General features: G+C 51.8%; 13 protein-coding genes. 1 reads left to right on the top strand and 12 read right to left on the bottom strand.

Annotation, left to right across the window (positions count from 1 at the left end):
• Positions 1-151: 151 nt before the first annotated feature.
• Positions 152-982: a tRNA pseudouridine(38-40) synthase TruA gene (truA, locus tag PsAD13_RS05650; protein ID WP_063306327.1), complete on the top strand. Its 831-nt coding sequence runs from the start codon at positions 152-154 to the stop codon at positions 980-982.
• A 65-nt stretch (positions 983-1,047) separates the two neighbouring features.
• Here the strand turns inward: truA and PsAD13_RS05645 are convergent, their stop codons facing one another.
• The 12 genes from PsAD13_RS05645 to PsAD13_RS05590 all read right to left on the bottom strand — a co-directional run bounded on the left by PsAD13_RS05645 (position 1,048) and on the right by PsAD13_RS05590 (position 12,204).
• A complete protein-coding gene (locus PsAD13_RS05645; RefSeq protein WP_063317522.1) occupies positions 1,048-1,866 on the bottom strand; it encodes a DUF2189 domain-containing protein in 819 nt (272 codons plus the stop codon).
• A 95-nt stretch (positions 1,867-1,961) separates the two neighbouring features.
• Positions 1,962-2,570, bottom strand: a complete 609-nt coding sequence (locus PsAD13_RS05640; RefSeq protein ID WP_063317521.1) for a hypothetical protein — start codon at positions 2,568-2,570, stop codon at positions 1,962-1,964.
• Positions 2,571-2,597: 27 nt separating this feature from the next.
• A complete protein-coding gene (locus PsAD13_RS05635; RefSeq protein ID WP_063317520.1) occupies positions 2,598-3,239 on the bottom strand; it encodes a hypothetical protein in 642 nt (213 codons plus the stop codon).
• Between the two features lie 21 nt (positions 3,240-3,260).
• Entirely contained in the window at positions 3,261-4,430 is a 1,170-nt protein-coding gene (gene dapE / locus PsAD13_RS05630) for a succinyl-diaminopimelate desuccinylase (RefSeq protein ID WP_063317519.1), read from the bottom strand.
• A 102-nt stretch (positions 4,431-4,532) separates the two neighbouring features.
• A complete protein-coding gene (locus tag PsAD13_RS05625; protein WP_057464176.1) occupies positions 4,533-4,976 on the bottom strand; it encodes a DUF805 domain-containing protein in 444 nt (147 codons plus the stop codon).
• A gap of 250 nt (positions 4,977-5,226) precedes the next feature.
• Positions 5,227-6,276: a histone deacetylase family protein gene (locus tag PsAD13_RS05620; RefSeq protein ID WP_063317518.1), complete on the bottom strand. Its 1,050-nt coding sequence runs from the start codon at positions 6,274-6,276 to the stop codon at positions 5,227-5,229.
• 47 nt (positions 6,277-6,323) lie between these two features.
• On the bottom strand, positions 6,324-7,316 hold the full coding sequence (locus PsAD13_RS05615; protein WP_084404655.1) for an aldose epimerase family protein: 993 nt from the start codon (positions 7,314-7,316) through the stop codon (positions 6,324-6,326).
• A gap of 142 nt (positions 7,317-7,458) precedes the next feature.
• The gene (locus PsAD13_RS05610; RefSeq protein ID WP_208986449.1) at positions 7,459-7,968 is read right to left on the bottom strand and encodes a TIGR02281 family clan AA aspartic protease; all 510 of its coding nucleotides are present in this window, start codon (positions 7,966-7,968) and stop codon (positions 7,459-7,461) included.
• A gap of 164 nt (positions 7,969-8,132) precedes the next feature.
• Positions 8,133-8,795, bottom strand: a complete 663-nt coding sequence (locus PsAD13_RS05605) for a phosphoribosylanthranilate isomerase (protein WP_063286760.1) — start codon at positions 8,793-8,795, stop codon at positions 8,133-8,135.
• Between the two features lie 171 nt (positions 8,796-8,966).
• A complete protein-coding gene (gene upp / locus PsAD13_RS05600) occupies positions 8,967-9,596 on the bottom strand; it encodes a uracil phosphoribosyltransferase (RefSeq protein ID WP_063317515.1) in 630 nt (209 codons plus the stop codon).
• Between the two features lie 127 nt (positions 9,597-9,723).
• The gene (locus PsAD13_RS05595; RefSeq protein WP_057464181.1) at positions 9,724-10,959 is read right to left on the bottom strand and encodes a DUF1688 family protein; all 1,236 of its coding nucleotides are present in this window, start codon (positions 10,957-10,959) and stop codon (positions 9,724-9,726) included.
• A gap of 243 nt (positions 10,960-11,202) precedes the next feature.
• Positions 11,203-12,204 (bottom strand): adenosine deaminase, encoded by a 1,002-nt coding sequence (locus PsAD13_RS05590; RefSeq protein ID WP_063317514.1) that lies wholly within the window; start codon positions 12,202-12,204, stop codon positions 11,203-11,205.
• Position 12,205 lies beyond the last annotated feature (1 nt).

Below are 12,205 nucleotides of genomic sequence, written 5' to 3'. Positions count from 1 at the left end.
TTCCTTTACGCCTCGCTATCGGGTCTGGCCTTGCCCATTCAAATCTGATAGTACAGCGCAAAATTTCAGAGATATCCTGCAGGTTCATGCCTGCCTCACGCCCTGCAAACTGGCTTACAGTCTGCTTGCCTAACCTTTGCAAAGAACAAGAATGCCGCGTTACAAAATTACCATTGATTATGACGGACGCCCTTTTGTTGGCTGGCAGCGTCAGGACAACGGGCCGACAGCCCAGGGTGTTATTGAGCGCGCAATCAAGTCCTTCACGGGTGAGACAGTGACCATTGGCGGTGCCGGACGCACGGACTCTGGTGTGCATGCGACCGGTCAGGTGGCGCATCTGGACCTTGCAAAGGATTGGCCTGCAGAAACCGTGAAGAATGCGCTGAACTTTCATGCGCAACCGGACCCTGTTGCTATTCTGGCTTGTGAAAAGGCAGGTCTGGGCTTTGATGCCCGGTTTTCAGCAATCCGCCGTCATTATCGCTTTAAGATCGCAAACCGTCTTGAGCCGCTGACACACGACCTTGGGCTGGCATGGCATGTGAAGCCGGAGCTGGATGCAGAGGCTATGAACGACGCGGCGCAAGTGCTGCTGGGTCATCATGATTTCACGACCTTCCGCCATACGCGTTGTCAGGCGAAGAGCCCGTGGAAGACGATGGAGCGCATCTGCGTTTATCGTCAAGGCTATCACGTGTTCCTAGAATGCAGCTCCCGCTCTTTCCTGCACAATCAGGTTCGTTCAATGGTGGGTAGCCTTCGTCTTGTGGGTGAAGGCCGCTGGACTAAGGACGATCTGAGAGCGGCACTGGAAGCCTGTGACAGACAAGCCTGCGGGCCTGTTGCTGTGCCTGAGGGGCTGTATCTCACGCAGGTCGATTATCGCAGTCCAGAAGAGGATGAAGCTTCGTTCCTTGCCTATCAGGACAGCTTGAAAAACGTTGGTGCTGATGAAGCCCCAGCGGATGAAGAAGACTAAGTCTCTCTTCATTCCGTTAAGTCGTTAGGAAACCGGAGGCCGTCCACCTCCGGTTACACAAGGTCTTACTTTTCTTCGAATGACACGACCCGTTTGTAAAGATGCCATGTTGTGTGGCCGAGCACTGGCAATGTAACCAGCAAGCCAACAAACATAGGGATCATTGAAGCCATCAATATCGCTGTGATGAGCAATCCCCAGCCTACCATGATCACCGGGCTTCCCGTCACCACCTTGAAGCTTGTGATCATTGCAGTCACGAAATCCAGTTCCGTGTCCAGCAGCATCGGGAATGACACCACACTGACTGCGAACAGCAGCATGGCGAAAAACGCTCCGACAAGGTGACCAGCCAACAGAAACAGGAGACCATCAGAGGTCTCAAAGATCGTCTGCGCAAACTGCAGAAATGTGCCGTAGCCCTGCATTCCCAAAAAGAGGGCCAGCAACAGGTGGACCTTAAACATCCATAGGAACTGGATGAAGATGACGACAAAGGCCATCCAGGCAATTTCGCCGCGGCGTTGCTCCCACATCAGTGTAAACAGGCCGCTTATGCGCGGTGTCTCGCCTGCCTGCAGTCGTCTGGAAACCTCATAGAGCCCCAAAGCTGCAAATGGTCCCAGAAGCAGGAAGCCACAGGCCAGTGGGTAGCTGATGTAGCTCATGTCCACCCAGAACGAGAGCAGCGTGACCAGTACCCCTCCGACGACAAAGAAGGCGCCAAAGGTCAGGCCAATAACCGGCGTCTTCACAAAGTCCAGAATTCCAAGCTTCAGGGAGCTTGTTATATCCTCCAGAGTAACCTGACGCACGATCGGTTTCGCCAGTTTGTGCTGTGAGTTTTGCGCACCCGCAGGCACAGTCAGATGATTGTCTGACATTCCGTCCCTCCCAATTTTCCTCCACGTTAAGTGTGCGCGGAAACTGGGATGAGCGCTACTGAAAATTTAAAGGGGTGCGTGAAAAATAGGTATTATTACGCAAATAGTCGGTCAAGCGACGCACTGATCAGGATGGAAAGCACCAGATCCAGAACCACCAGACCAATCGAGATTGAGAAGCTGCAATCCCCTGCAACACGGGCAATCTGGAATCTGTACCACAGCACCCACCCGATGATCGGGAAGGTCAACATGATCAGCAGTTCTGAGGGAATGAGCCCCGCCATATAAAGCAGATACAGCAGTGTCTGCGGGAGCAGAATGATCAGCGTGCTCCAGTTGCGGACGATGATGTATGGGCCGTAGCTGCGTTTCAGCCCCAACGATCCAGCGAGAAGCCCAACAACGATCGGGAATGTGACCCAGTCGACAAACAGGGAGAGGAACTTACCGAAATACAGCTGGAAGCCCCCAGCAACCATCTCAGTGCTCTCTTGTCCCTGCGTGGTGAAATGCTCAACCATCAACGCATGCTCTGCGATCAGGCTCAGCAGATAAAACGGAAGCAGAAGGAAGATGACCAGAAAGGAGCGCCAGAAGCCATCTGCAGACAGATCAAACTGCTGCAGCGCTTCCGTCTCGCCCTTCATGATCCTCCAGGATGCAATGCAGGACTGGCGAATTTCCTGTGTGCTAAGAACCATCAAAACATCCCTTCAGCCCAAACCAGCCTAAAAGACCAAGACCACAATCAGATTGATCAGCAAACTTGGTATTAGTACCACAACTATCCCGACAATATATTCCAGAGCAACCAGTCCTAGTGAAACCGGTATTGATGCTACTGCTACCAGTCGGGCCACTCTAAAATATACCCAATACTCGAAAAACATCCAAAGATAAGAAAGCACTAGCTCCTGATAGGCTGAACCAGATAAACGTATCATCATTTCTACGAGAAGCCCAAAACAGGCTAAGAAAATCCAAGCCCAATTCCGGACAATAATGTAACTGCTATATGTTTCTTGAATGCCTAATCTATTTGCGAAACGTCCGATAACAAAAGCAAATGTGACCCAATGCAGTGCTGGAAAAATAAGAACAAACGCATAGCTAAATGCTAAAAGGGCAGGCTCATTGGTCCACTCCGTGAAGAACGCACCGATTTCAAAAAAACTACCATCATCAGCAAGTAATGAAACGACAAGTGAACCAACTTCTCCGAGAAGTATGGCGATAAACAAAGCATAGAATGAACGCCAGAATCCTTGCGCAGACAGATCAAACCGCTGCATCGCTTCTGTTTTACCCAATACCACATCCCAAGACGCAGTGGTATAGGTTTGAATTTCTTGAATGCTAGGGAACGTCAAAACTCTATACTCTCAGTATTTCTATGCCTGAAAGTAATCTTGCAGGAAGCGGAGGTAAATGTCTGCGAGCTGCTCGATGTCAGCCACAGCAACGTGCTCGTCAACTTTGTGCATGGTCTGACCAACAAGGCCGAACTCAACTACAGCACAATAGTTCTTGATGAAGCGTGCATCTGAGGTTCCGCCGCCGGTGGACAGCTCTGGTGTGCGACCAGTGACCGTCTTGATGGAATTGGACAGGGTCTGGATCAGCGCTTCATCATAAGTCAGGAAGCTGTCGGTGGCTTCTCTGGCAAACTCTATGCTCCAGTCGAGGCCTTCCGGTGCAGCATCGTTCAGAAGTTTCTCAATGTGCTGGCTCAGAGAGCTGACGGACCACTGATCGTTGAAGCGAATGTTGAATTTCGCCATGACGTGGGCTGGAATGACGTTGGTCGCGGTGTTGCCGACATCAACCGTGGTGATTTCCAGATTGGACGGCTGGAACCGCTCGTTGCCTTTGTCCAACTCAACCCCAGCAACTGCACTCAGTAGCTTGAGCATGCCTGGGACCGGATTGTCCGCAAGATGCTGATAAGCAACGTGGCCCTGGGTTCCGTTGGTTTTTACAGTGCCCGTCAGTGACCCGCGGCGGCCAACTTTGATCGCATCTCCCAGCGCATCCGGATTGGTTGGTTCGCCAACAATGCAGGCATCGAAAACGTGTCCCTGCTCTTTGGCCCATTCCAGCAGTTTAACAGTGCCATTGATTGCCGGACCTTCTTCATCGCCTGTGATCAGGAAGGAGATTTGGCCGGGAATTCCATCTGGATGCGCTTTAACGTAGTCGATTGCTGCAGCGGCAAACGCTGCTACGCCGCCTTTCATATCTGCGGTTCCGCGTCCATGAAGCATGCCATCTGCGATGGTGCCGTCGAACGGGCCGTGAGTCCAGGCTGCTTCATCTCCAACTGGCACAACATCAGTGTGGCCTGCAAACACAAAGTGTGGTTTGCCTGAGCCAATGGTTGCAAACAGGTTCTCGATGTCGGGCGTGTTCTCGTCGGAGAACATCACACGAGAGACGTTGAAACCGGCGTCAGCGAGCAGCTTTTCAAGTGTGGTGAGAGCACCACCTTCAGCTGGGGTGACACTTGGACAGCGGATTAGGTCGCGGCAGATCTGTACCGCAGGAGAAAGCGTATCAGTCATGCCTCGAGATTTAGCTGTGCTGTGCCTGATGGTCAATCACGAGTTGCCAGCACTTCGTGATTTTCACTGGCACATAGCAACGCAAAATCTCAACATAAACGCTTATTTTTTGCGTTGTAATGGGCGGGTGTTGGATGCCGGACCGTATTTGTTAGGGCCTTCCTGGCTCTTGAGGAAACCAACAATGATTGGCACCAGAAGGTTCAGGAATGGCAAGAAGAGTGTCAGCGCAACGAAACCAGTGACACCACGGTCCTGTAACCGTTTGATCACCAGCATGAACACCATAAAGTTTGCGATAAGCAGCAAGGGGTACAGCAACGGATTTGTAGTCAGCAGATCACTGTAGGCCTGTGCCAGTGTGAGATCTGATGTTCCGTTTTCGATATAGGTGTCGGCAAGCGAACTTGTGGCGACATTCACTGCGATGGATAAAACACAAAAGATCAGTGCCGTTGCCAGCCAGTAGACGCCTTTGGAGATGCGTCCAAACGGATTGCAAAATAACCACAGAAGGCTTGTTTTTCTTAGATTTTGCTCTGGCATTCTTTGATCACTTAAAGCAGCCGCCTTTCGTCAGACTGGCTGTGCTGCTTTAATCCCTCGTGGTCTCGCGTGTTGTTATCCGTAAACCGTTCCCCACCTTACGGGAATACGCTTTAAGAAATTTCAGTTCGCAAGGATGTACGCATATTGTGGGCCGCTTTCAAGAGGGGCATTGCGGCAAGACACAAGTGGCGGGAAAGATCTTTCCCCGTCACTACATAAAACATAGGTTTCTGAGCGTGTTAGCTGATCAGGAGCCAACCTTCACAGTATCGAGATATCCGCTTAACGCTTTGGTGCAATTGATGCCCAGATCCCCAACAGCGTATCCGCCCTCCATCACAAACAATGTTGGCTTACCTAGTTTGGCAATGCGGGCACCGATTTTTGTGAAATCATCCGTCTTCAGCTTGAACTGAGAGATCGGATCATTCTCGTATGGATCCATACCCAGAGAGACTATGATGACATCCGGCGCGAACTTCTCGATGGAGTGGCAGGCGTCTTCCATCGCCTCCTCCCACTGAGCCCATGCAGTGCCGTGTGGCAGAGGATAATTGTGATTGTACCCTGCGCCCTCTTTCAAGCCCCGCTCATTCGCATGGCCGAGATAATAAGGGAACTCAACCTTCGGGTCTGCATGGATGGAGAGGAACTGCACGTCAGCGCGGTCATAGAAGATTGCCTGAGTACCGTTGCCGTGGTGGTAATCCACGTCGAAGACCGTGACCTTGGCAACGCCTTGATCTCGCAGGTATTGCGCGGCAATCGCTGCATTGTTCAGGAAGCAATAGCCACCATAAAGGCGACGATGTGCGTGGTGGCCCGGAGGACGACAGAGTGCGAAGGCGGAGTTATCACCTGACAGGATCAATTCCGCCCCTGTCAGAGCGGTTTCCGCACTTTTGCGCGCTGCGACCCATGTGTGTTCGCCCATGGGTGAGCCTGCATCGAACGAGTAAAAACCAAGCTTTCCGTCGATGTGATCCGGCACAATGTCATGTCTGAGACCATGTACGGGCCAGACGAACGGGAAGACCTCTTTTACTGTGCGCCCTTCTGCCAGCCAAAGCTTCCAGAAATCCTGCAGAAAGGTGACATAATCTGCATCATGTACCTTGAGGATTGGGTCCAGAGAAAACTCATTTGGTGTAAGCACCTCACCGAACTGCGCTTTTTTGAGGTGCGCAAGAACAATTTCGGCACGAGACGGGATCTCATTGGCGGGAACCAACTGCCCATCAGAGATTTCTTTGGTCGGGGCATGCAACAGCTGATCAGGTGAGAAAATGGTCTTCACTGTTATCGTCCTTTACAACAACTGATGTGCTGTCTCTCCTTTGCACATCAGATGAAACGGTACTCGGTTACTTGTATATAGTGCTCAGTGGGTTGAAGCGTGGAACACGCAAATTCTTCATGGTTTGGACTGTCTGGCCAGCATTGAGGTTCCAGACACAGGCCTGCTCTAGGGCCATACATTTTGCCGCCAAAGCCCGGAACCGGGGTATTGAGGGAACTGCCGTCATAGAACTGGATGCCGGGCTCTGTTGACCAGACTTCCATCTTGAGCTCAGTCTCAGGCTCAAACACTACAGCGGATAACTCAGGCTTTTTCAGACGGAACTGCCTGAGGCAGAAATTGTTATCGAAGCGTGAATCCTGCGCGTCGGCAATCTCGCGCATCTCACGGAAATCATAGGGTGTTCCTACAACATCAACGATCTCACCAGTCGGGATCAGCTGATCAGAAACAGGGAGGTAAGAGCGCGCAGGAATCATGATCTGATGCCTGGTAACATCCTCATGATCACCCAGATTGAAGTAGCTGTGATGCGCCGGATTCAGCAGGGTTGGCTTGTCTGTGGTGCCGGAGAATTCGATGCGCAGCGTGTTGTCTTTGGTCAGGGTATAACGGCAGGTGATCTGGACAGTGCCCGGGTATCCCTCTTCGCCATCCGGAGATTCCAAAGAGAGTAAAACGCTGTCCTCGCTGGCTTCTTCAATGGTCCAGATCCGATGGGCGAAGCCTTTGTGCCCGCCGTGCAGATGATGTCGTCCGCCTTCGTTCACAGAGAGCTGAAATTCTTCAGAGCCAATTGAGAAACAACCGCTTGCGATGCGGTTGGCGCAACGACCTGCTGCCGCGCCCATGTGCGGGGAGTGGAGTTCATAGTCGCGCAGATTGTCAAAGCCGAGTGTCAGGTCGCGATCTCCCAGTTGCAGTCTGCGAACTGTAGCGCCATAGGTGAGGATGCTTGCGGTAAGGTTGCCGCCATGCAGTGTCACTTCTTTGACAATTTCCCGGTTTTCCAGTTCACCGAAATCACGAATAGCCACTGCTTTCCCTTTCCATTGCAGACCTGCCTCCCCCCAGGTCATTCATTCCATACCAACCTCCTATGAAACGAGAATTAGTACAAGCAAGACAAAAGGATACCGCCAGTCTAAGAGCAGCAGAAAGCAGGGTTTATTTTTTTGGTTATCTTGGTGCTATCACGAGCTCTTTGTTGCCGAGCGTGATTTTGCCAAGCCTGTTCAACGCAGACATCCCTAAAAGCACCTGTGAGAGCGCTTCATCTTTAAGGATTAGGCTTTTAACGTTGCGTATATGAATTGAACCCAGATAGAGATTTGAAATAGAGGCTGATGCCCCCGATGTGATGCCGTTTGCAGTGCGCACTTCGACAGTGAAATCTTCGTTGCGCACCCTTATGCCAGCCTTACGTGCGATGCTGTAAGGTATGGCGAGCAAACTTGCACCCGTATCAATCAGAGCTGACGTCTTGTGACCATTGATTTTGATGGTCGCCATGAAGTGGCCATTGGGAGCCTTGCGAATTCTGGTGATGCGTTTTGAGGTTTTCTGAGGCTCGTTTACGGGCTGAGAGTCGTGCACCTCAACGACGCCCAGCAAGCGCTCTTCGAGCACCTTAGGCACGATCAACGCGACACAAATGACGACAACCATGACCCAGATATAACGTTGCACGTGCGCCCCCACATCTTCTGGACACTACAACATCCCGGTCTTTCGCCGTGTTCAGAGATCACTCAGTGTTTTGCCCATTACTTTTCATAGGTATACAGCCGAGCCGAAGAAAAAGGCAAGAATTCTAATTAAAAACCTAGGATTTCCGGAAATCTACCTAGTGTTCAGGTACAGGCAATTGCCGCAGCAAATTCTGATAATCGAGTTCGGTTGAGACGACCATTCACACGCACGCCGCTGCAAACATCTACGCCGTAGGGTTTTACAGTCTCAACTGCTTCGATGATGTTCTGAGGGGTAAGTCCACCGGCAAGGAATACCGGAATATCGAGTTTCTCGACAATATGGCGGCTTAGATCCCAGTTGTGCGTTCGGCCTGTTCCGCCAAGTTCATTTTCTGAAGGACGGCCTGAATCGAGCAGAACCGCATCCGCAACGCGGCTATATTCCTGTGCGATTTCAAAGGAGTACTCGTCTTCGACATGAACAACTTGCACGATGCGTGTGCAGGCAGGCAGGTCCAAGCGCAGTTCCTGATATTCGCCCGGATCAATTGGTTTGACAATTTGAACCGTATTGGTGCCGCAGGTGAGCACATGTTCGACGATGTCTTTTGCAGTGGTACGTGATGTGAGGAGCCAGGTTGCGACAGCTGGCGGGACTTGCCGGGCAATATTGAGAATGAGGTCATCTTCGATCACACCGGGACCGGACGGCATGTGGGCAACAAGACCGACAGCATCGGCGCCGCAAGCAACAGCGGTGGCTGCTTCACCCGAAGTTGAAATACAGCAAACCTTCAAACGGGTACGAGCTTTATTAGGCATTCCATCATCCCCTTGCGCGCATGACCTTACAACACGGTCTACACCTCATAAAGGACGAATACACAGTTTTGAGATGCGTATCGTCTCCGGTATTTCTGTCTGTATTTCTTGAGGATGCCTTCAAGAAAAAAGCGCCAGACCTGATGCCTGACGCTTCTAAACCAAGAAAGTTTATTTTGTACCGTACATCCGGTCACCAGCATCACCGAGACCCGGGATGATGTAGCCCTTTTCGTTGAGCTTTTCATCGATGGACGCAGTGTAGATTGGCACGTCAGGATGTTCTTCGTTGAAGCGCGCAACACCTTCAGGAGCAGCCAGCAAGCAAACGAACACCATGTTCTTTGCGCCGCGCTTCTTCAGGCGATCAACAGCGGAAATTGCAGAGTTTGCAGTTGCCAGCATTGGGTCAACAACGATCACCAGACGCTCTTCCAGCTCCTGAGGCGCTTTGAAGTAGTATTCAACGGCTTCAAGGGTCTTAGGATCGCGGTAGAGACCGATATGCGCAACGCGCGCAGATGGGATCAGCTCAAGCATGCCTTCCAGCAGGCCGTTACCAGCACGCAGGATGGAGGCGAAGCAAAGCTTTTTACCAGCCAGAACCGGTGCATCCATTTCAGCAACTGGTGTCTCGATGGACTGGGTGGTCATCTTCAGGTCGCGTGTTACTTCGTAGCACAGCAACAAAGAGATTTCGCGCAGCAAGCGGCGGAAGTCCTGCGTCGGGGTTGTTTTTCTCCGCATGTGGGTCAGCTTATGCTGGACCAGCGGGTGTGCGATTACGGTTGCGCCGGACATCGTGTTCCTCTTTTTCAACCCAGTCGGGTCTTTTATATGCAGCTGCCTTTTGTCAGCATGTACATGGCAGTGCGTGTCTTAGTTAGGCACCTGATATTCTCAGGTGCAATTGACGAAAGGTTATAGATCAAAAAACGGTTCCATCACTGATAATCATCAGGGGTGGAGATCCATCACCTCGTTTTTCAAGGGCAATTTGTCGTCCTGCAGCCCAAGACCCACCTTCCAGCACACATGCCAGTGGAAGCTGGTCCCGGGAGACAGACAAATCTGCCCGAATCCAATCCGCGAGCTTATCGAGAAGAGCGATCGTGAGCGCTCTCCATTCAACAACCAGCTCGCTGCTTACTTCGTGTTTGTTCAGGAACTGCTTTTGATCTTTCAGGCGCAGCACGCCCGTGTCCAAAAACAATCCGCCATTGCGATGCTCAGCAAGGCCAGTCAAACCATCAATGTTTGTCATCTCAATACCAGCCCACGACAGAGGTTCAACTAAAGAATAAGCAATCCATTGAGAAAGTTTGTGAAGAGGGACAAGATTGGTGGTTTTGTCCTGAGTTGTGACTTTGGAATGACGCCATGTGTCCCCGAGGATCACACCGTCAATCTGCTCACGATTGGGCCAGATCGGCCCTAATCCGTCCAGAACCAGCTCCAGAATACGTTCTGCATCCAGAGGGCCCTTTTGCCCTTCCTCATAGAGGATATCAAAGAGACCGCCCGGACGTGGCTCATCTTCTTTACCAAACAGATCATCACGAAGAGAAACAGCCTCTCCCAGACGGTTCAGCAAAGACAGTCGCCCATCCAGCCCGATGAGCTGGTTCTTCTCTGTGATTTGTAAGCCTTCTGCGAGTTCATCCTTGTCCAGACGGAACAAGGTGATGGCATCTGCCCTGAGCGGGTCCAGCGGCTCGTGAGAAAAGAAACCAGCCGAGAACATGGCCAGTGAACCAATCGCCAGTCCTTCAGAATGTTTGAAGGTTTCGTTGGTGATTGCTTCGCGATACGTCCAGTGTTCACCAGCGGCAGCATCCAGCAGCGCAGAAACAATTGCCAGATCGCAGGCTGCACGACCCATGCCCTGCACATCAGAAAAGCGTCGTGCACCAGCCAGCATTCCCCAACGGTCTATGCCACCGGTCTCAAACTGGCGCCAGCGGGCATGAAACGGAATTTGCCGATCTGGATAGGTGTTGTCGGTCGCAGCGAGTGTTCTGCGGGCAGCTTCTGCAAGGTGAGACAGATCAACAGCAAAATGCTCAAGTTCGCCCTGCAATCCCAGCTCCAAAAGCATATGTGAGCGTTCACGGACTGCTTTTGCGTTGAGCAAGGACAAAGCCTGCGATGCTTGCATCTCCATCTTCGTCGGTTCCTATCGTTTTGCCTGTTGAGGCCTGTAAAGCACTCGTATTTCTGGTTTGCCGGAATCGGCCTTATGCAACGTCTGCCCCGAAGCCTAAAATGCCCCAGTGATCTACGCTATAAAGCCCGCACCTTTTTATGAAGGTACGGGCTTTTTGCAATCTATGCTCTGAGGTTTTGAGCATAAGAAACCCGGCTATGCCAGTTTTCCTGCTTATGCACACTCAACTCAAGCAAAAACTCATGCTTCTTCAGTTAAAGTGTCCAAACGCTTTAGAAGAACAGCACGGGTTTCCTCATCAACAAACGCCGCTTCCAGCGCATTCTTTGTGATGGATTTCTGGATGTCACGCGTCCAGCCAAACACACGAGATGTTTCAACATACTCGTGGCCAAGCGTTGTGTGGAAGAATGGCGGATCATCGGAGTTGAGAGTGATACGCACACCTGCCTGACGCAGCATGTTTACCGGGTGGAAGCGTAGGTTTGAGTAGACACCGAGTGCAATGTTGGAATGTGGGCACACCTCAAGGGTGATTTCCTCATCCACAAGACGCTGAACCAGCGCGTCGTCTTCGACTGCACGCACACCGTGACCAATACGGGTGATCTTCAGATAATCCAGTGCATCACGCACGCTTTCAGCACCACCGAACTCACCAGCATGGGCTGTGAGACCGAGACCAGCTTCACGGGCCATAGCGAAGGCTTTTTCGAAGTCCTTTGCCGGGCCAATGCGCTCGTCACCAGCCAGACCAAAGCCTGTTACCATTGGGTGTGGGTTGTCGATGACAGCCTTGACTGCGCCTTCAACGGACTCAGCGCCTTCATGACGCACACCGAGTGGCACCAGACGGCCTTCGATGCCTGTGTCTGCTTTCGCGCGTTCCAGACCGGCTATGAGGCCTTCCAGATAGGAGTTGTAGCTCAGGCCTGCTTTGATTGCATGATCGGGAGAGATGAACACCTCCGCATAGATCACACCTTCAGCTGCCAGCATCTTGTAGTAGGTTTCAGCCAGTTCTGCGTAGTCGCCCGGACGGCGAAACAGAGAGGCTGCAACATCGTACTGCTGAATAAAGGTGGTAAAGTCATGCCAGCTGTAGGCTCCGTTGGTGTCGAACAGATCACCCAGATCTACATCATAGCGCTCTGCCAGCTTTCTTACGAGCGTTGGAGGTGCTGCACCTTCAATGTGGCAGTGCAGTTCGGCACGTGGCACCACGTTCTGCTTTGGTCTCATT

Origin of the sequence: Pseudovibrio sp. Ad13 (assembly GCF_001623225.1) — a bacterium.
Classification (GTDB): Bacteria; Pseudomonadota; Alphaproteobacteria; order Rhizobiales; family Stappiaceae; genus Pseudovibrio.
The sequence above is the reverse complement of the archived record's forward strand: the minus strand, read 5'-3'. Positions and strand labels throughout refer to the sequence as shown.

Bases quoted from the DNA above. Each gene is read 5' to 3' on its own strand.
- truA (WP_063306327.1), top strand. From the start codon at position 152: ATGCCGCGTTACAAAATTACCATTGATTATGACGGACGCCCTTTTGTT.
- PsAD13_RS05645 (WP_063317522.1), bottom strand. From the start codon at position 1,866: ATGTCAGACAATCATCTGACTGTGCCTGCGGGTGCGCAAAACTCACAG.
- PsAD13_RS05640 (WP_063317521.1), bottom strand. From the start codon at position 2,570: ATGGTTCTTAGCACACAGGAAATTCGCCAGTCCTGCATTGCATCCTGG.
- dapE (WP_063317519.1), bottom strand. From the start codon at position 4,430: ATGACTGATACGCTTTCTCCTGCGGTACAGATCTGCCGCGACCTAATC.
- PsAD13_RS05625 (WP_057464176.1), bottom strand. From the start codon at position 4,976: ATGCCAGAGCAAAATCTAAGAAAAACAAGCCTTCTGTGGTTATTTTGC.
- PsAD13_RS05605 (WP_063286760.1), bottom strand. From the start codon at position 8,795: ATGCCTAATAAAGCTCGTACCCGTTTGAAGGTTTGCTGTATTTCAACT.
- upp (WP_063317515.1), bottom strand. From the start codon at position 9,596: ATGTCCGGCGCAACCGTAATCGCACACCCGCTGGTCCAGCATAAGCTG.
- PsAD13_RS05595 (WP_057464181.1), bottom strand. From the start codon at position 10,959: ATGGAGATGCAAGCATCGCAGGCTTTGTCCTTGCTCAACGCAAAAGCA.
- PsAD13_RS05590 (WP_063317514.1), bottom strand. From the start codon at position 12,204: ATGAGACCAAAGCAGAACGTGGTGCCACGTGCCGAACTGCACTGCCAC.